We start from the raw sequence: 18,426 nt of genomic DNA, 5'->3' as shown, positions 1-18,426 counted from the left end.
CCGGGGCCTCAGGCCCGCGGCCGGTTCGCCATGAGCAGCTCGTAAAGCCCCTGCGCCGCCGACGACAGCGCGCGGTCGGCGCGGCGCACCAGGAACACCTGCCGCTTGAGCCCGGTCGACACCACCGGCCGCGCGCGCAGCTCCGGGTGGTCGAAGTGGAACAGCGTGAGCGAGGGCACGATGGAAATGCCCAGGCCTTCGCGCACCATGGCGGCCACGGTGCTGAGCTGCTCGAGCTCCATCAGCGTCTGCAGCCGGTTCGGGTAGATCGCGGCCTCCACGTACTGGCGCACGCTGCTCGAGCGCGCGAGCTGGACGATGGGCCAGGCCGCGAGCTCGGCAAGCTTGAGCTTGCCGCTCGCGCGCGCCAGCGGGTGGTCGCGGCGGAACACGGCGTGGAACTGGTCGCTGCAGAAGCGCTCGGTGCGCAGGCCGTTGGTCTGGGCGCGCGTGGAGGCGAGCGCGAAATCGGCGCTGCCCGCGCGCACGCGCGCCACGCAGTCGTCGGACAGCACGTCGGCCACGTCGAGCTCGATGCCCGGGTGTTCGCGGTGAAAGCGCGCCAGCAGCGGCGGCAGCCAGCCCGCCGCCAGCGAGGGCAGGGCGGCGATGGCCACCCGGCCGCGCCGCCGCGCCACGTGGTCGCGCACGTCGCCCACCGCGGCCTCGGCGTCGCTGAGCAGGCGCTGCGCCGCGCGCAGAAAGGCCTCGCCCTCCGCCGTGAGTTCCACCTGGCGCGTGGTGCGGTCGAACAGGCGGCCGCCCACGTGTTCTTCGAGCGCGCGGATCAGCGCCGAGAACGCGGGCTGCGACAGGTGGCACAGCGCGGCCGCGCGCGTGAAGTTGCGCTGGTCGGCCAGGGCCACGAAGGCCCGCAGTTCGCGGGTCGACAGATTGATCTGCATAGCCGATGAATGTATCGGCATTTTGAGTTTTGCGGATCAGTGGCAGGCCCCTACAGTGCCGCCCATGAGCAGACAGGAGACTTTGCGCATCGCCTCGGCCGCGGGTTTTTCGGGCGACCGCGCCGATGCCGCCGGCCCGGTGGTCGACGCGCTGGTGCGCGCGGGCGGCCCGGCCTGCCTGATCTTCGAGACCCTGGCCGAGCGCACCCTCGCACTCGCCCAACTGGCGCGGCGCGAAGACCCCGCGCGCGGCTACGAGCCGCTGCTGGGCGAGATGCTGTCGCCCGTGCTGGCACGCTGCCTGCGGCATGGCATCCGCATCGTGAGCAACTTCGGCGCGGCCAATCCGGTGGGCGCAGCGCTGCACATCCACCGGCTGTGCGCCGACCAAGGCCTGCGTGCACCGCGCATCGCGGTGATCGAGGGCGACGACGTGAGCGGCGAAGCGCACCGGCCCGCGCTGCGCGAGGCCTTGCCGGGGCTGGATAGCCTGGCGCTGGTGAGCGCCAACGCCTACATCGGCGCCGAGGCCATCGCCGATGCCTTGCGGGCGGGCGCCGACATCGTGGTGGCCGGGCGCGTGGCCGACCCCTCGCTCACGCTCGGGCCCGCGCTGCACCACTTCGGCTGGGCGCTCGACGACTGGGACCGCCTGGCCGGCGCGACCATGGCGGGCCACCTGCTCGAGTGCGGCACGCAGGTCACGGGCGGCTACTACGCCGACCCCGGCCTGAAAGACGTGCCCGGGCTCGCGCGCCTGGGCTACCCGATCGCCGAACTGCACGCCGACGGCGGCTGCGTGATCACCAAGCCCGAGGGCACGGGCGGTCTGGTGGACCGCCACACCGTGACCGAGCAACTGCTCTACGAACTGCACGACCCCACGGCCTACCTCACGCCCGACGTGGTGGCCGACATCGGCGCGGCCGAGCTCGACGAGATCGGCCCCGACCGCGTGCGCCTGCGCGGCGTGCGCGGCCACCCGCGGCCCACGCACCTGAAGGTGAACGTGTGCCATGAGAGCGGCTGGCTGGCCGAGGGCGAGGTGTCGTACGCCGGGCCGCGCGCCGAGGCGCGCGCACGGCTGGCGGCCGCCACCGTGCGCGAGCGCATGGGGCCGGACGTGTCCCTGCGCGCCGACCTGATCGGCGTGGCCAGCGTGTGGGCCGACGATCACGGCCGCTGGCTCGCCGACCTGCCGCCGGGCGACGCGCGCGACGTTCGCCTGCGCCTGGCCATGCGCCACAGCGACCCGGCGCGCGCGCGCCGCCTGCTCAACGAGGTGACCGCGCTCTACACCTGCGGCCCGGCCGGGGGCGGCGGCATCCGCACCGCGCTGCGCCCCACGCTGGGCACGCTCTCCTGCCTGCTGTCGCGCGCGCAGGTGCCCACGCGCTTCGTGATGGTGGAGGCCGCGCATGCCTGAGGACATCACCGTGCCCCTGTGGCGCGCCGCCCATGGCCGCACCGGCGACAAGGGTGACCGCTCCAACATCAGCGTGATCGCCTGGGCGCCCGAGTTCTATGCGCTGATCGAAGCGCAGATCACGCCCGAGGTGGTGCGCGAGCACTTCCGCCACCGCCGGCCCACGGCCGTGCAGCGCCACCTGCTGCCGCGGCTGCACGCGATGAACTTCGTGCTCGACGCAGCGCTGGACGGCGGCGTGAACGACGCACTCAACCTCGACAGCCACGGCAAGAGCCTGTCGTTCCATCTGCTGGAGCTGCCGCTGCGCGTGCCCGGCCCCCTGGTTTCCCGGTTGCGCGGCCCCGCCGAGTGACGCCCTTTCGCTCTACACACACAGGAGACACCCATGCATTCGTTCTTCACCGCCCCGTTCTCGCGACGCCGCCTGGCCGTGCTGGCCGCGGCCGCGCTCGCGCTGCCCGCGGCCCTGGCCCAGGGCAATGGCTTCCCCGGCAAGCCCATCACCTTCGTCGTGCCCTTCGCGGCCGGCAGCGCCACCGACAGCCTCGCGCGTGCGGTCGGCCAGTCGGTGGCCGAGAAGGGCGGCCAGCCGGTGGTGGTGGACAACAAGGCCGGCGCCAGCGGCGCCATCGCCGCGCAGCAGGTGGCGCGCGCGCCGGCCGACGGCTACACCGTGCTCATCACCACCAACACCACGCATGCGGCCAACGAGCACCTTTACAAGAAGCTCAGCTACGACCCGGTGAAAGACTTCGCGCCGATCTCGGGCCTGGGCAAGGGCGGCCAGATCATGGTGGTGCGCGCCGATTCGCCCTACCGCAGCGTGGGCGACGTGCTCGCGGCCGCGCGCCAGGCGCCGGGCAAGCTCTCGTTCGGCAGCGGCAGCTCGTCGAGCCGCGTGGCGGGCGAGCTGTTCCAGCAGATGGCCCAGGTGCAGCTGCTGCACGTGCCCTACCGCAGCAACCCCATGGGCATCACCGACCTGCTCGGCGGCCAGATCACCATGATGTTCACCGACGCCTCCACCGGCGTGCCCCAGATCACCGCGGGCAAGCTGCGCGCGCTGGGTGTCACCTCGAGCAAGCGCACCGCGGTGCTGCCCGACGTGCCCACCATCGACGAGGCCGGCGTGAAGGGCTACGACATGGGTTACTGGTTCGCCGCCTACGCGCCGGCGGGCACGCCCGCGCCGGTGGTGGCGCGCCTCAACCAGCTCGTGGCCGAGGCGCTCAAGAGCCCGGCGGTGCTGCAGTTCTTCGCCAGCAGCGGCGGTGAGGTGTTCCCCACCACGCCCGACGGCCTGGCCAAGTTCCAGGCGGCCGAGACGGCCAAGTGGGGCAAGGTGATCAAGGCCGCGGGCATCGAGCCCGAATGAAAAAAGGGAGCCCTCGGGCTCCCTTTTTTCTTGGGTCGGCTCGCCCGATCAGAGCGAGTCGATGAAGCTGCGCAGCTTGTCGCTGCGGCTGGGGTGCTTGAGCTTGCGCACCGCCTTGCTCTCGATCTGGCGGATGCGTTCGCGCGTGACGTCGAACTGCTTGCCCACCTCTTCGAGCGTGTGGTCGGTGGACATCTCGATGCCGAAGCGCATGCGCAGCACCTTGGCCTCGCGCGGCGTGAGGCTGTCGAGGATCTCCTTGACCACCTCGCGCAGGCCGGCCTGCATGGCGGCCTCGATCGGGGCGGTGTTGGTGGTGTCCTCGATGAAGTCGCCCAGGTGCGAATCGTCGTCGTCGCCGATGGGGGTTTCCATCGAGATCGGCTCCTTGGCGATCTTCATGATCTTGCGGATCTTGTCCTCGGGCATCTCCATCTTCTCGGCCAGGATGGACGCATCGGGCTCGAAGCCGAACTCCTGCAGGTGCTGGCGGCTGATGCGGTTCATCTTGTTGATGGTCTCGATCATGTGCACCGGGATGCGGATGGTGCGCGCCTGGTCGGCGATCGAGCGCGTGATGGCCTGGCGGATCCACCACGTGGCGTAGGTCGAGAATTTGTAGCCGCGGCGGTACTCGAACTTGTCGACCGCCTTCATCAGGCCGATGTTGCCTTCCTGGATCAGGTCGAGGAATTGCAGGCCGCGGTTGGTGTACTTCTTCGCGATCGAGATCACCAGGCGCAGGTTGGCCTCGATCATCTCTTTCTTGGCGTCGCGCGACGAGGCCTCGCCTTCGTTCATGCGCTTGTGGATGCCCTTCAACTGCTCGATCGGCACCACCACGCTGTTCTGGATGTCGATCAGGCCCTGCTGCAGTTCCTGCACCGGCGGGATGTTGCGCTCGAGCACGGTGCTCCAGGGCTTGCCGGCGGCGGCCTGCTTCTCGACCCACTTGAGGTTGAGCAGGTTGGGCGGGAATTCCTTGATGAAGGTTTCCTGCGGCATGCCGCACTTGTCCACGATGATCCGGCGCAGCTCGCGCTCTTTCTTGCGGATCTCGTCGACCTGGCCGCGCACCGTGCTGCACAGCTTCTCGATGGCCTTCGCGGTGAAGCGAATGGTCATCAGCTTCTCGGTGATGGCCTGCTGCGTCTTGGTGTAGTTGGCGCTGCCGTAGCCTTCCTTGTCGTAGGCCTTGTGCAGCTTCTCGAACATTTCGCGCAGCGCGTCAAAGCGCTCGAGCGCTTCGCGCTTGAGTTCTTCGAGCTTGCGGGTCAGGGCCTTGGAGCCGCCCTTGCCGTCGTCGTCGTCGGCCTCGTCGTAGTCGTCGAAGTCTTCTTCGGCCACGTAGTCGTCGGCCTCGTCGGCGTCGGCGAAGCCGTCGACCACGGTGGAGATCACGACCTTGCCTTCGCGGATCTCTTCGGCCATGGCCAGGATCTCGGCGATGGTGGCGGGCGATTCGCTGATCGCCTCCATCATGCTGTGCAGGCCGCCTTCGATGCGCTTGGCGATTTCGATCTCGCCCTCGCGGGTGAGCAGTTCCACCGTGCCCATCTCGCGCATGTACATGCGCACCGGGTCGGTGGTGCGGCCGAATTCGCTGTCCACGGTGGACAGGGCGGCTTCGGCTTCCTCTTCCGCCTCCTCTTCGGTGGCGGCGGTGGGGCCGGTGTTGTTGAGCAGCAGGGTCTCGGCGTCGGGCGTCTGTTCGTAGACGGCCACGCCCATGTCGTTGAGCAGCGAGACCACGACCTCGAGCGTTTCGGCCTCGACCAGCTTGTCGGGCAGGTGGTCGTTGATCTCGCCGTGCGTGAGGTAGCCGCGGGTCTTGCCGAGCTTGATCAGGGTCTTGAGGCGCTCGCGGCGGGCGCGGGCTTCTTCCTCGGACAGGATGGTCTCGTCGAGACCGAATTCCTTCATCAGCGCGCGCTCTTTGGCCTTGCTGATCTTCATGCGCAGCGGCTTGGCCTTCTCGGTCGGCTGCGCTTCCTCGGTGGTCACCTCTTCGACGACGTCCTCGCCCAGGTCCTCGCCATCGAGGTCGTCGACCAGGTCGTCGCCCAGGTCGTCTTCGTCCTTGGCCGCGGCCTTGCCGGCGGCGGGCTTGCGGCCGCGCTTGGCGGCCGGCTTGTCGGCAGCGGCCTTGGCCGGGCGGCCGGGCTTCTTCTTGGCGGGCACGGCCTCGTCGAGCAGCTCTTCGCCGAGCGCTTCGGGCTTGGCCTTCTTGGCGGTGCTGCTGGCAGAGGTCTTGGCGGCCGGGGCCTTTTTGGCCGGCGCCGCCTTGGCGGGGGTCTTGGTCGTCACTGCAGGGGCTTTCTTGGGAGAAGCCGCCGGTTTGGCCTGGGCCGCAGGCGCCTTCTTGGCGGTGGCCTTGGTGTTGGAAGCAGCGGACGCACTGGCTTTCTTCGCGGGCATGGAGACCTCAAAAAAATCGTCGAACGGGACCGGCAGAACACACTGAAGCCGCCAGAAGACCCTCAGCTGGGGCCGAACCGGTGGTTTGGAAGGGCACTCGGACCCACCGCGCGCCGGTGCGGGTGGGCCTGCAAGCTGTGGGGGCGAACATTTGGTGTGCAGTCCTTGCGGGGTTCCTCGCGCCGCCTCGGGTGAGGGGGGCGGCGGGGTGGCCAGGAAAGTGATCCATGTAGCCCTTGCAGGAGGGCCGGGCCGGTGCCGGAGGTGCTGCTGTCGCGCTTGCGGTGCAGCCGTGGATTATACCGGCGAGGCGCCGATCTGGTGCTCCAGCGCCTTGCGTTGGGCCTGGATGTCGGCATAACGCCGCAGTTCGGCCGGGTCGCTGCCGGCGCGGGCGATGGCCTCGTTCTCGAGCACCTTCAGGCGGTCGATGCGCAGGCGCAGCATCACGTGGGCCAGTTCTTCGGCGTCCTGCTCCGCGCCCGGGGTCAGCGCCACCTGCTCCACCGCCTGGTGGGCCAGGGCCTCGTGCGGCTGCTCGCGCAGGATTTCACGCAGCACCGCCCAGGGTTGCGGGCCGTGCTCGTGGATCTGCGATTCGAGCCAGGCGAACAGCACACCGTGCGCGCCGGGCAGTTCGGCCAGCAGGTGGTGGTCGTCGGCCGAGAGCGCGTCCCAGGCCGCGGGGTTGGACAGCAACAGGCCGAGCGCGCGGTCTTCGCGGCTCACCAGGCCGCGGCGCGCGCCGGCCGGGCCGCGCCGTTCGGTGCGCTCTGAACGTCCGTAGCGGCCCTGGCGGTCGGACGGGCCCGGGCCGCCGGCCTGGCGCGGGCGCCAGGCACGCTCGTTGTCGCCGCGCGGCGGCGCACCGTCGTCGGGGCCGGCCGCACGGCGCTGGCCCGGGGTCCCGCTGCCCGTTCGGCCCGTGGGGGCCGACCAGAGCCGCTCGAGGTCGGTGGTGTCGAGGCCGGCACCTTGGGCGATTTCGCCCAGCAGCTGGCGCTTGAGCGCGCCTTCGGGCAGGGCGGTCCAGAGCGGGCGGGCCTGGCTGGCCATGCGTGCTCGGCCTTCGGCGCTCTTGAGGTCGCAGTCGGCGGCCGCGGCCTCGAGCAGAAAGCGCGACAGCGGCACGGCCTCTTTCACACGCTCGGCGAAGGCGTCGGTGCCGTGCTCGCGGATGTAGCTGTCGGGGTCGTGCTCGGCCGGCAAGAACAGGAACTTCACGCTGCGCGTGTCGCTGGCCCAGGGCAGGGCGGCGTCGAGCGCCTTGCGCGCGGCGCGCCGGCCGGCGGCGTCGCCGTCGAAGCTGAAGACCACCGCGTCCGTGAAGCGGAACAGCTTCTGCACGTGGTCGGGCGTGCAGGCGGTGCCCAGCGTGGCCACGGCATTGGCGAAGCCGAGCTGCGCGAGCGCCACCACGTCCATGTAGCCCTCGGTGACCAGGGCGTAGCCGTGCTGGCGGATGGCGGTGCGCGCTTCGAACAGGCCATAGAGCTCGCGGCCCTTGCTGAACACGGGCGTTTCGGGCGAGTTCAGGTACTTGGGCTCGCCCTTGTCGAGCACGCGCCCGCCGAACCCGATGCACTCGCCCTTGACGTTGCGGATCGGGAACATGATGCGGTCGCGGAAGCGGTCGTAGCGCTTGGCCTGGCCGTCCTGGCCTTTTTCGTCGGCGTGTTCGATCACCAGGCCCGACTCGGTGAGCAGCGGCGAGGCGTAGTCGGGAAACACGCCGGCCAGGTGGCGCCAGCCCTCGGGTGCGTAGCCCAGGCCGAAGACCTTGGCGATCTGGCCCGAAAGGCCGCGCCGCTTGAGGTAGTCGACCGCGCGCGGCGAGCCCTTGAGCTGCTGCTGGTACGACTTGCCGGCCTTCTCCAGCACGTCGGTGAGCGTGGCCTGCTGCTGGCGCTGCTGCGCGGCGCGCTCGCGCTCCTGCGGCGAGATGTCTTCGTCGGGCACCTGCAGGCCCACCTGCGAGGCCAGCTCCTTTACCGCCTCGACGAAGCCCATGCCCACGTGCTCCATGAGGAAGCCGATGGCGTTGCCGTTGGCCCCGCAGCCGAAGCAGTGATAGAACTGCTTGGTCGGGCTGACGCTGAACGAAGGCGACTTCTCGCCGTGGAAGGGGCACAGCCCCATGAAGTTGGCGCCGCCCTTCTTGAGCTGCACGTAGCGGCCCACCACGTCGACCACGTCGACGCGGCTGAGCAGTTCCTGGATGAAGCTCTGGGGAATGGCCATGGCGGGAGGGGGGCAACTTTAACCCCTGGCCCCGGGGCGCTCAGTCGCCGCTCACGATGCCCTCGCGACGCGGGTCGGCCCCGCCCAGCCATCGCCCGCCGCGGCGCACCAGCGCCTGGGCGCCACTGGTCATGTCCACCGCTTCCACCGTGTGGCCCAGCGCCTGCAGCGCCTGCACGGTGGCCGCGGGAAAGCGGTCTTTCTCGAGCAGCAAGGGGCCGCCCAGGCTGCCGAAGTTCGGCAGGTCGAGTGCGGCCTGGGGGTGCAGGCCCCAGTGCAGCGTGCCCAACAAGGCCTTGGCCGTGTAGTGGATGATGAGCGCGCCCCCGGGGCTGCCCGCGCTCATCAGCGGCTCGCCGGTCTCGGCGTCGAACACCAGCGTGGGCGCCATGGACGAACGCGGGCGCTTGCCCGGTTGCACGCGGTTGGCCACCGGGCGGCCCTGTGCGTCGGCGGGGGTGAAGCTGAAGTCGGTGAGCTCGTTGTTGAGCAGGAAGCCGCCGGGCCGCGACGGGTCGGTGGTGACCATGAGGCGCGCGCCGAACGCGGCTTCGATGGTGGTGGTCATGGCCAGGGCGTGGCCGTGTGCGTCCACGATGCTGATGTGGCTGGTGCCCGACTCGGGCTGGGCCGGCATGGGCGCGAAGGCCAGCGCGGCGCCGCCCGCGGGCCGGCCGGGCGCCACCTGCGGCATGCGCTGCGGGCCGATGAGCGCGGCGCGCGCGTTGAGGTAGTCGGGGTCGAGCAGCAGGCGCCAGTCGCCGCCGGGCGCGGACACGAAGTCGGGGTCGGCGAGGTACTGGGCGCGGTCGGCGAAAGCCAGGCGCGAGGCCTCGGTGTAGGCGTGCAGCCAGTCGGCGCCGGGCTTGCCCTCGCGCAGGCCCGCGAGCGCCTGCGGCGTGCGCGAGAGAAGACCCAGGATCTGGGCCACCGCGATGCCGCCCGAACTCGGTGGCGGAAAGCCGCACAGGCGCACCCAGCGCCCGCCCGCGCGCTGCGGCTGGCACAGCGCTTCGCGCTCGCGCGGCTGGTACCGGCGCAGGTCGTCGAGCGAAAGTGCGCCCGGCAGCCTGGGGTGCTGACGCACCTTGGCGACGATGGCGTTGGCGATCGGGCCTTCGCTCATCGCCTGCGGGCCGAGGGCGGCGATCTGCCGCAGCACCGCCGCGAGTTCGGGGTTGCGCAGCACATGGCCCACGGGGTGGGGCTGGCCGTCAGCGCGAAAAAAGTAGGCGCGGGCGACCGGGTCTTGCGGCAGGGCGGTCTCGGCGGCCAGCAAGGTGTGCAGGCGCGGGCTCACCGCGAAGCCGCGCTCGGCGAGCGCGATGGCGGGGTCGAACAAACGGGCCCAGGGCAGGCGGCCGTGCTGGCGGTGGGCCAGGGCCAGCATCGCCACGGCGCCCGGCACGCCCACCGAGCGGCCGCTGGCCACGGCTTGCGCGAAGGGCAGGGGCTTGCCCTGGGCGTCGAGGAACAGGCGCTCGTCCACCGCCGCGGGGGCGGTTTCGCGGCCGTCGAAGGCCTGCACGCGCCGGCCGTTCCAGTGCAGCAGGAAGGCGCCGCCGCCGATGCCGCTCGATTGCGGCTCCACCAGCGTGAGCACCATCTGCACGGCAATCGCCGCGTCGACCGCGCTGCCGCCTTCGCGCAGGATGGCGGCGCCCGCTTCGGTGGCCAGCGGATTGGCCGCGGCCACGGCAAAGCGGCCGAAGGACCAGCCGGGCTTGGCGGTGTAACCGGAAGCCGCCTCGGGGGGCGGCGGCTGGGTAGGTGTGGCGGGCGGCTGCGCGCAGGCCGCCAGCAGGAGAGACAGAACCAGGGGGTAGGGCCAGCGCTTCATGCGCGCGACTCTACGCCCCCGAGGCTCATTTCGGCGCCAGGCGGATCGCGCCGTCGAGGCGGATCACCTCGCCGTTGAGCATGTCGTTCTCGATGATGTGTTTCGCCAGCTTGGCGTAGTCCTCGGGCGTGCCGAGGCGGCTCGGGAAGGGCACGCCGGCGGCCAGCGCGTCCTGCACTTCCTTGGGCATGCCGAACAGCATGGGCGTGCCGAAGATGCCGGGGGCGATGGTCATGTTGCGGATGCCGTTGCGCGCGAGGTCGCGCGCGATCGGCAGCGTCATGCCGACCACACCGCCCTTGGTGGCGCTGTAGGCGGCCTGGCCGATCTGGCCGTCGTAGGCCGCCACGCTGGCGGTGTTGATGAGCACGCCGCGCTCGCCCGTGGCTTCGGGCTCGTTCTTGCTCATGGCGTCGGCGGCCAGGCGGATCATGTTGAAGGTGCCCACCAGGTTGACCATGATGGTCTTGGTGAACACGGCCAGCGAATGCGGGCCGTTCTTGCCCACGGTCTTCTCGGCCGGCGCGATGCCCGCGCAGTTGACCAGGCCCACGAGCTTGCCGAGCGACACGGCCTTGGCCACCACGGCCTGGCCATCGGCCTCGCTGCTCACGTCGCACTTGACGAACACGCCGCCGATGGCCTGGGCCACGGCCTCGCCCTTTTCGGCCTGCATGTCGGCGATGACGACCTTGCCGCCGTTGGCCGCGAGCATGCGCGCCGTGCCTTCTCCGAGGCCCGAAGCCCCGCCGGTGACGATGAAAACCTTGCCTGCAATCTCCATGCGGGTGCTCCTCTGGGTGCCGCGGACGGCGGTTGACGTTGACGTAAACGTCAATTATGCCGTGAGTGCCACGCCTGCCTGGCCCGACCGTCACAAAGCAAAACACCCGGCAGCCATTGAGGGCTTGCCGGGTGTTGAAGGAGGCGCGCCGGTGCGCCGCGACCACGTCAGTCGGGTGTCTCCTCGGACGAGTCAACGATGGACTCGAGTTCGGCCCAATCGATGCCTGGGATGGACGACAAGGGTGTGCGTTTCCAGCCTTCGAACTCGAAGCGTTTGCTGCCTTTGTCGGCAATGGCCGGCGATGGCGTGATGGGGGTTGCCTGAACCGCTTCAGTGGCCACTTCTGCACGGGGCTGGAGGCGTTGCTTTTCAGCCTCTGCGAGGATTTTCAGGCAGGCCTGGTATTCGCTCGTCACCTTTCCCTTGTCGAGCCCGAGATGCTTGTCGGTGATGAGGCGATGGGCAGCACTGCGGACCGAATGGTCTTCGTGGTTCAGGTACTGCGTGGCCGCTCGGCGCTGGTACTTTGCAGAGGCCTTGGCCGCCTGCCATCTGGCGATGGACCACTTCTTGCGGTGGCTGTCGGCCTTGAATCCGAAATCGTCACCGCTTTTGGTGGGTTTGAGCACGAGGAATTTGGCCGGCTTGCCATTGATCGACAGTTCCGCGAGCTGCTGCGTTTTCTGGAAGACATAAGCAGGAACGGCGGCTTCGATGGGCGGGGGCGCGGAATTGAACAGGCCCGAAATGGCTTTGCTGAGAGGCTTCATGGGTGTGGGGTGGATACGCGTTGAACAGGGGCGATCGTGGGTAACGGTACGGTGGCGCAGGTTCGCCGGCCATGTTCGATCCGGGCGAATGGCCGATGCGGCCATGCCCCGGGCGGGCGTGGCGGATGTCTGTGACAGTCATCCAGATGTCACCAAGATCGATCAAGCTCATGGGGTTTGTGACCTGCACCTGCCACCCATGCCCACCCCCTCCGACGACCTCCTGCGCCGCGTCAGCGACGACCTCATCGACGGCTACGACGAAGAGCTCGAGATGGAGATCGAGGACGACGATCGGCCGGATGGCCTCGACTCGGCCGAGGCCGCGCGGCGCCGCGAGGCGCGCCGCACCTACTTCCGCGAGCTGTTCCGGCTGCAGGCCGAACTTGTGAAGCTGCAGGACTGGGTGGTGCACACCGGCCACAAGGTGGTGGTGGTGTTCGAGGGCCGCGACGCGGCCGGCAAGGGCGGGGTGATCAAGCGCATCACGCAGCGGCTGAACCCGCGCGTGTGCCGCGTGGTGGCGCTGCCCGCTCCCAACGACCGCGAGCGCACCCAGTGGTACTTCCAGCGCTACGTGACGCAACTGCCCGCGGGCGGCGAGATCGTGTTGTTCGACCGCAGCTGGTACAACCGCGCGGGCGTCGAGCGCGTGATGGGCTTTTGCAACGAGGAGCAGGTGGAGGAGTTCTTCCGCACCGTGCCCGAGTTCGAGAAGATGCTCGTGCGCTCAGGTATCCAACTCGTGAAGTACTGGTTTTCGATCTCCGACGAGGAGCAGGAAGCGCGCTTCCTGGGCCGCATCCACGACCCGCTCAAGCAGTGGAAGCTCAGCCCCATGGACCTCGAGAGCCGCCGCCGCTGGGAGCACTACACCAAGGTCAAGGAGGAGATGCTCGCGCGCACGCACACGCCCGAATCGCCGTGGTGGGTGGTGCCGGCCGACGACAAGAAGACCGCGCGCCTGAACTGCATCCACCACCTGCTGTCGCTCATTCCGTACCACGAGGTCGAGCGGCCTTCCATCACGCTGCCCGAGCGCATCCGCCACGAGGGCTATCGCCGCCACCAGGTGCCTGGCGAGATCTACGTGCCGCAGGTGTACTGAAGCGGCACGCCCAAAAAAACGCCCGCAGCGCGGGCGTTTGGTTCAGGGGCAAAGCCCGTTCACTTGAAGCCGACGCGGTCGAGCATCTGCTGCACCTTGGTGAGGTTCTTGGACACGGCCGCCAGCGGCACGGTCTCGAGCTTGAAGTGGTCGCCGCCCATGGCGCTGAGCGCCGGGTTGTTGAGCTTCACGCCCTTGGCGGCCGCGAACTCGTTGTTGCCGTCGGCGAAGTACTGCTGGGCCGCGGGGCTGGCCAGGTACTCCATGAAGGCAATGGCGTTGTCGCGGTTCTTGGCGTGCTTGGCCACAGCCGCGCCCGCGATGTTCACGTGCGTGCCCGAGGTGGCCTGGTTGGGGAACACCACCTTGACCTTCTCGGCCACGGCCTTGTCTTCGGGCTTGTCCGATTTGAGGATGCGGGCCATGTAGTAGCTGTTGGCGATCGCCACGCCGCACTCCCCCGAGGCCACGCCGCGGATCTGGTCGGTGTCGCCACCCTTGGGGGCGCGCGCCTGGTTGGCCACCAGGCCCTTGAGCCACTCTTCGCCCTTCTGGTCGCCCAGGCGTTCGACCACGGTGGCGAACAGCGAGATGTTGTAGGGGTGCGATCCCGAGCGCGTGCAGAGCAGGCCCTTGAGCTTGGGGTCGGCCAGTTGCTCGTAGGTGGCCACGTCTTCGGCCTTCACGCGCGAGGGGTCGTACACGATCACGCGGGCGCGGGTCGAGAAGCCGGTCCAGGTCACGCCGTCGGCCGTGGGCGTGGCGCGCAGGGTCGCGGGAATGGCGTCGTCGAGCTTCTTCGACTTGATGGGCTGGAACAGGCCCTGGGCGTCGGCCGAGGCCATGCGCGCGGCGTCGACCATCAGCACGATGTCGGCGGGCGAGGCCGCGCCTTCGGCGCGTAGGCGCGACACCAGGCCGGCGTCATCGGCTTCCACGCGGTTGATCTTGATGCCCGTGGCCTGGGTGAAACCGCTGTAAAGCGCTTCATCGGTCTGGTAGTGGCGGGCCGAATAGATGTTGAGCACCTTGTCCTGCGCCTGGGCGGCACCGGTGGTCAGGGCGGCCGCGGCCAGCAGGCCGAGCGTGAAACGGCGGGAGATGTTCATGAATGTCACTTTCCGGAACTTGAAAGGGCGCTTTGGGACAATCGGACGCTTGTCAGCGTCGGGTGCGGCGCATCGTATCAGAACGAGAATGGTTCTTACTAAGTATCTTGGTCGTGTTGTGGGCCTTTGCGCCCTGGTGGTTCTCGTGGGGTGTTCGACCGCCCCCACCGTCGTGGATCTGCCCGAGCCGCCGCCTGCCGTCACGCCGCCGACGCCGCCGGTGGTGCTGACGCGGCCACCGCGCCTGGGCCTGGCCCTGGGCGGGGGCGCGGCGCGTGGGTTCGCGCACATCGGGGTGATTCAGGAGCTCGAACGCGCGGGCATCCGGCCCGACCTCGTGGCCGGCACCTCGGCCGGCAGCCTGGTGGGCACCTTGTACGCCAGCGGCATGAACGGCGCCGAGCTCGAACGTGTCGCCTTGCAGATGCAGGAGGCCGAGATCACCGACTGGTCGCTGCCCATCCTGGGCCGCGGCCTGCTGCGTGGCGAGGCGCTGCAGCGCTACGTGCGCAAGGCGGTCGACGGCAAGCTGCTCGAGAACATGGCGCTGCCACTGGGTGTGCTGGCGACCGATCTGCAGACCGGCCGCGGGGTGCTGTTTCGCCGCGGCGACGCCGCCACCGCGGTGCGCGCGTCGAGCGCGGTACCGGGCGTGTTCTCGCCGGTGAAGATCGGTGAAACCGAGTATGTGGACGGTGGGCTGACCGCGCCCGTGCCGGTGCGCCAGGCGCGCGAGATGGGGGCCGAGGTGGTGCTGGCGGTGGACGTGTCCAGCGTGCCCGAACACAACCCAGCGGTCGGCAACCTCGAGGTGGTGTTGCAGACCTTCGCGATCATGGGCCAGAACATCAACCGGCACGAACTCACCACCGCCGACGTGGTGCTTCGCCCCGCGCTCAATGGCATGAGCGGGGCCGATTTCTCGGCGCGCAAACGCGCGATCGAGGCCGGTCGCCAGGCGGCCCGCGCCGCGCTGCCGCAGATCAAAGAGGTGTTGCTCGCGAAGCGCCGACCGCTGTAGCGCGCGCCAGCGGCCGCCAGCGGCGCAGCGACAGCCACGCGAACAGCAGGCCGGCCGCGGCGCCCGCGAGCACGTCGAGGAACACGTGCTGGCGGATCGCCATGGTCGACCACACGATGGCCAGGCACTGCAGCGCATTGAGCGCGCGCAGCCAGCCCGGGGCGCCGATCTCGCGCAGCAGATGGCGCAGCCAGAAAGCGGCATGCACCGCGGCCCCCACGTGCAGCGACGGGCAGGCGTTGCTCGCGGCGTCCAGACCCTTGAGGAATGCGAGCTCGGGGTGGGCGGACCAGTCGATGTCGAAGACCGGTGTCTGCGTGGGCCAGAGCCAGAAGATCGTCAGGCACACCAGGCACAGCAGCGCGATCCACACGCCGTAGCGCACCAGCGCCCAGAAACCCACGATCAGCGCGGGTGGCAGCGACACGTAGATCCAGAGCCAGCCATATGCGTAGATGGCCGCGGGCGTGAACGGCACCCAGTGGTCGATGGCCAGCAGCGGCACTTCGACGGGGGGCCTCGACGGGTGGTGCAGCACCCAGAAATAGGCCTGGAAGAACAGCACCATGAAGGCGGTGGTGCCCGCTGCCTTCAGGTACCACAGGGTCCAGAACCGGGCGGCGAGCCGGTGCGTCCAGCCTGGGGTCGGGTGTGTGTTCAAGGGCTTTCGGGCAGACGGCGGTGCGCTGTTTGGGGGGTATCGGCGCGAATGTAACCCAGGCCCATGACGCCATTTGCAGGCGCTCGGGCCAAGCCGGCTCCCAGGGGGTGGATCGCTATAATCCGCCGCTTTCTCAGCGCGACCCAGGGCATTCCCGAAGGGCCTGGCCGCCGCTGCAGCGGTGGTGCTCCACGATCGGCCCGTGCGTGTACCCGAGCGCTTCCAACAAAGATTTTGGCCGGGCGGCAGCAGAGCCGGCACCGAGAGGGAATGACGTGAACTCCATCGAACTGATCCGCCGGTTCCTCGTGGACCGCCTGGGCGTGGCCGAAGCCGCCGTGGTGCCCGAGGCCGTGCTGGCCGACCTGGGCGTCGATTCGCTCATGCTCGCCGAGCTCATGTTCGAAGCGGAGGACCGCATGGGCATCGACATTTCGTCCGACCAGACGCCGCCCAGGACCGTGGCCGAGATGGTCGCGATCATCGATTCGCTGTCGCCGGTCAAGACGGGGTGAGCATGGCGCGGCGTCGCGTCGCGGTCACCGGCCTCGGGGTGGTCAGCCCCTACGGCGGTGGTCTGGACGATTTCTTCGAGCGTGTGCTGGCCGGTGAATCGGCGGTGCGCTGGATGGCGGTGGACGAAAAGCCGCGCCCGATCCAGACCCCTTTTGTGCTGTGCCAGGGCTTCGAGCCCGAGCGTGAGCTGGGCAAGCCGCTGGCCTCCATGATGGAGCGCTTCTCGCAGCTCGGCGTGTCCGCGGCCTTCGCGGCCTGGCGCGATGCCGGCTTCGCGAAATCGGCCGCCGACGACGGCAGCGACCGCAGTGCCTGGGGCTGCTTCTGGGGCACCGCGCTCGGTGGCCTGTCGGCCCACGAACGCGGCTCGCGCGAGCTCTGGCTCAACGGCCGCGAGCGCGTGTCGCCGCTGTCGGTGGTGATGGGCATGAACAACGCGGCCAACGCGCACATCTCCATCCAGTTCGGACTGGGCGGTGTGAGCAGCAGCCACACGGCGGCCTGCGCCTCCTCCACCATCGCCATCGGCGAGGCCTTTCGCCGCGTGCGCGCGGGCGAGGCGCCGGTGATGGTCACGGGCGGCTCCGACATCTGCCAGTCCATGAGCGTGGTGCGCGCCTGGGAGGCCATGCGCGTGCTGGCCAAGGGCGACGCCGACACGGCCTGGCGCGCCTGCCGCCCCTTCGCCCAGGACCGCGATGGCCTGGTGCTCGGCGAGGGCGGCGCGGCCCTGGTGCTCGAAGACTGGGACCACGCCGTGGCGCGCGGCGCGCGCATCCACGCCGAGCTGCTCGGTTACGCCACCAACTGCGATCACACCCACCTGGTGCGGCCCGACCGCGCGGGCCAGGTGCGGGCCCTGAACGCCGTGCTGGCCGACGCCGGCCTGGCCGCTGAAGACATTGGTTACATCAACGCCCACGGAACCGCCACGCCCGAGGGCGATCCGATCGAAGTCCAGTCCTTGCGCGACGTGTTCGGTGCCCTGGCCCCGCGCCTGCCCGTGAGTTCGACCAAGTCCGTGCACGGCCACCTGCTGGGTGCGGCCGGGGCGATCGAGGCCGTGGTGACCGCGCTCGCCGTGCGCGAGCAGGCCATCCCGCCCACGGCGCAGCTGCGCGGCCGCATCGATCCCGCCTGCGAGGGCGTGGACCACGTGCTCGAAGGCCGCCGCGCGAGCGGCCTGCGCGCGGCCCTGAGCAACTCGTTCGCGTTCGGGGGCAGCAACGCGGTGCTGGCCTTTGGCGCGCCCGCCTGACGTCCCGTTACACACCTCCCGATTCCCACCTTCCGTTCCCCGAGGAAAACCCCACCATGCAGGAAGATGCCGTTCAACCCGAAGCGATCGACCGGCTCGTGCCCGAACTGGTGCAGCTCATCATCGAGGCGCTGAACCTCGAGCTGACCGTGCAGGACGTGGACCCCGATGCGCCGCTGTACGGCGAGGGCCTGGGCCTGGACTCGATCGACATGCTCGAGATCTCCCTGGTGATCTCCAAGCGCTACGGCTTCCAGATGCGCTCGGACAACGAGAAGAACCAGCAGATCTTCGCCAGCCCGCGCTCGCTCGCGGCCCACATCGCGCGCCACCGCACCACATGAAGCTGCGCGCCGCCGGCTCCGGGCTGGTGCTGCTGGGCTGGATCGCCGCGTCGCACCTGGGCAGCACGGGGCGCGGGCCCATGGACCTGCATGTGGCGGTGGCGGTGGCGCCGCTGGTGCTCGCGGTTTTCGTCGTCGCGGCGCGCTGGCGCTCGCTGCTCCTGAAGCTGTTGCTTGCGCTGGCCTGCGCAGGCCTGCTGTGGGTGCTGTGGCCGCTGCTGCGCCAGCAAGTCGCCTTTCTCTACTACCTGCAGCACCTGGGTGTGCACCTGGCGCTCGCCGCGCTGTTCGGCGCCAGCCTCATGGGCGGGGCCGAGCCCCTGGTCACGCGCATGGCGCGCGGCATCTTCGGCCCCGGGCTCTCGGCGCGCAACCTGCGCTACACGCGCCAGGTCACCTGGGCCTGGACCGCGTTTTTCCTGCTCAACGCCAGCGTGTCCACCGGCCTGTTCCTGTTGGCACCGCGCGAGGTCTGGTCGGTGCACGCCAATGTGCTCACCGGCCCGCTGCTGGGCCTGATGTTCCTGCTCGAATCGCTCTGGCGCCGCTGCGTGCTGCCGCCCCACGAGCGGCCCGGCCTGGCCACGGTGGTGCAGGCCTGGCGCCGCGACCACGAGCGCCGGCGTGGCGCGCACCGACCCTGA

Annotated in this window: 17 protein-coding genes; 9 read left to right on the top strand and 8 right to left on the bottom strand. The window is 69.8% G+C overall.

Annotation, left to right across the window (positions count from 1 at the left end; translation table 11 throughout):
- Positions 1 to 8: 8 nt before the first annotated feature.
- Positions 9 to 905: a LysR family transcriptional regulator gene (locus tag G9Q37_RS09955; protein WP_205710745.1), complete on the bottom strand. Its 897-nt coding sequence runs from the start codon at positions 903 to 905 to the stop codon at positions 9 to 11.
- Between the two features lie 64 nt (positions 906 to 969).
- Between G9Q37_RS09955 and G9Q37_RS09950 the strand changes: the two genes are divergently transcribed.
- Genes G9Q37_RS09950 through G9Q37_RS09940 form a run of 3 tightly spaced genes read left to right on the top strand, consistent with a single transcriptional unit; the run spans position 970 to position 3,709 of the window.
- On the top strand, positions 970 to 2,331 hold the full coding sequence (locus tag G9Q37_RS09950) for an acyclic terpene utilization AtuA family protein (RefSeq protein WP_166227045.1): 1,362 nt from the start codon (positions 970 to 972) through the stop codon (positions 2,329 to 2,331).
- Positions 2,324 to 2,686 (top strand): AtuA-related protein, encoded by a 363-nt coding sequence (locus tag G9Q37_RS09945; protein ID WP_166227044.1) that lies wholly within the window; start codon positions 2,324 to 2,326, stop codon positions 2,684 to 2,686. Before G9Q37_RS09950 ends, G9Q37_RS09945 begins: the two co-directional genes overlap by 8 nt.
- 33 nt (positions 2,687 to 2,719) lie before the next feature.
- On the top strand, positions 2,720 to 3,709 hold the full coding sequence (locus G9Q37_RS09940) for a Bug family tripartite tricarboxylate transporter substrate binding protein (protein WP_166227043.1): 990 nt from the start codon (positions 2,720 to 2,722) through the stop codon (positions 3,707 to 3,709).
- Positions 3,710 to 3,757: 48 nt separating this feature from the next.
- On the opposite strand, the gene rpoD is transcribed toward G9Q37_RS09940, so the two are convergent.
- From rpoD to G9Q37_RS09915, 5 genes are all read right to left on the bottom strand, one after another.
- Positions 3,758 to 6,127 (bottom strand): RNA polymerase sigma factor RpoD, encoded by a 2,370-nt coding sequence (rpoD, locus tag G9Q37_RS09935; protein WP_166227042.1) that lies wholly within the window; start codon positions 6,125 to 6,127, stop codon positions 3,758 to 3,760.
- Between the two features lie 297 nt (positions 6,128 to 6,424).
- Positions 6,425 to 8,368 carry a DNA primase gene (gene dnaG / locus G9Q37_RS09930; RefSeq protein ID WP_166227041.1) on the bottom strand — a complete coding sequence of 648 codons (1,944 nt, stop codon included), beginning with the start codon at positions 8,366 to 8,368 and terminating at the stop codon, positions 6,425 to 6,427.
- A gap of 40 nt (positions 8,369 to 8,408) precedes the next feature.
- Positions 8,409 to 10,208 carry a gamma-glutamyltransferase family protein gene (locus G9Q37_RS09925; RefSeq protein ID WP_166227040.1) on the bottom strand — a complete coding sequence of 600 codons (1,800 nt, stop codon included), beginning with the start codon at positions 10,206 to 10,208 and terminating at the stop codon, positions 8,409 to 8,411.
- A gap of 25 nt (positions 10,209 to 10,233) precedes the next feature.
- Entirely contained in the window at positions 10,234 to 10,992 is a 759-nt protein-coding gene (locus tag G9Q37_RS09920) for a 3-hydroxyacyl-CoA dehydrogenase (RefSeq protein WP_166227039.1), read from the bottom strand.
- Between the two features lie 167 nt (positions 10,993 to 11,159).
- Positions 11,160 to 11,765, bottom strand: a complete 606-nt coding sequence (locus tag G9Q37_RS09915; protein WP_166227038.1) for a hypothetical protein — start codon at positions 11,763 to 11,765, stop codon at positions 11,160 to 11,162.
- Positions 11,766 to 11,964: 199 nt separating this feature from the next.
- Between G9Q37_RS09915 and ppk2 the strand changes: the two genes are divergently transcribed.
- On the top strand, positions 11,965 to 12,873 hold the full coding sequence (gene ppk2, locus G9Q37_RS09910) for a polyphosphate kinase 2 (protein WP_166227037.1): 909 nt from the start codon (positions 11,965 to 11,967) through the stop codon (positions 12,871 to 12,873).
- 59 nt (positions 12,874 to 12,932) lie between these two features.
- Here ppk2 and G9Q37_RS09905 read toward each other — a convergent pair whose 3' ends face one another.
- Positions 12,933 to 13,982, bottom strand: a complete 1,050-nt coding sequence (locus G9Q37_RS09905) for an extracellular solute-binding protein (RefSeq protein ID WP_166227036.1) — start codon at positions 13,980 to 13,982, stop codon at positions 12,933 to 12,935.
- Positions 13,983 to 14,070: 88 nt separating this feature from the next.
- On the opposite strand from G9Q37_RS09905, the gene G9Q37_RS09900 reads away from it, so the two are divergent.
- Entirely contained in the window at positions 14,071 to 15,003 is a 933-nt protein-coding gene (locus tag G9Q37_RS09900) for a patatin-like phospholipase family protein (protein WP_166227035.1), read from the top strand.
- Here the strand turns inward: G9Q37_RS09900 and G9Q37_RS09895 are convergent.
- Positions 14,966 to 15,664, bottom strand: coding sequence for a phosphatase PAP2 family protein (locus G9Q37_RS09895; protein ID WP_205710744.1), 699 nt, complete (start codon positions 15,662 to 15,664; stop codon positions 14,966 to 14,968). The two genes, G9Q37_RS09900 and G9Q37_RS09895, sit on opposite strands and share 38 nt — an antisense overlap.
- 275 nt (positions 15,665 to 15,939) lie before the next feature.
- Between G9Q37_RS09895 and G9Q37_RS09890 the strand changes: the two genes are divergently transcribed.
- Genes G9Q37_RS09890 through G9Q37_RS09875 form a run of 4 tightly spaced genes read left to right on the top strand, consistent with a single transcriptional unit; the run spans position 15,940 to position 18,426 of the window.
- A complete protein-coding gene (locus tag G9Q37_RS09890) occupies positions 15,940 to 16,179 on the top strand; it encodes an acyl carrier protein (protein ID WP_166227034.1) in 240 nt (79 codons plus the stop codon).
- Between the two features lie 2 nt (positions 16,180 to 16,181).
- Positions 16,182 to 17,438: a beta-ketoacyl-[acyl-carrier-protein] synthase family protein gene (locus G9Q37_RS09885; RefSeq protein WP_166227033.1), complete on the top strand. Its 1,257-nt coding sequence runs from the start codon at positions 16,182 to 16,184 to the stop codon at positions 17,436 to 17,438.
- A 56-nt stretch (positions 17,439 to 17,494) separates the two neighbouring features.
- Positions 17,495 to 17,782, top strand: a complete 288-nt coding sequence (locus G9Q37_RS09880; RefSeq protein ID WP_166227032.1) for a phosphopantetheine-binding protein — start codon at positions 17,495 to 17,497, stop codon at positions 17,780 to 17,782.
- Positions 17,779 to 18,426: a COG4648 family protein gene (locus G9Q37_RS09875; protein WP_166227031.1), complete on the top strand. Its 648-nt coding sequence runs from the start codon at positions 17,779 to 17,781 to the stop codon at positions 18,424 to 18,426. The genes G9Q37_RS09880 and G9Q37_RS09875 overlap by 4 nt, the downstream gene beginning before the upstream one ends.

The sequence above is a fragment of the Hydrogenophaga crocea genome, assembly GCF_011388215.1.
Classification (GTDB): domain Bacteria; phylum Pseudomonadota; class Gammaproteobacteria; order Burkholderiales; family Burkholderiaceae_C; genus Hydrogenophaga; species Hydrogenophaga crocea.
The sequence above is the reverse complement of the archived record's forward strand: the minus strand, read 5'-3'. Positions and strand labels throughout refer to the sequence as shown.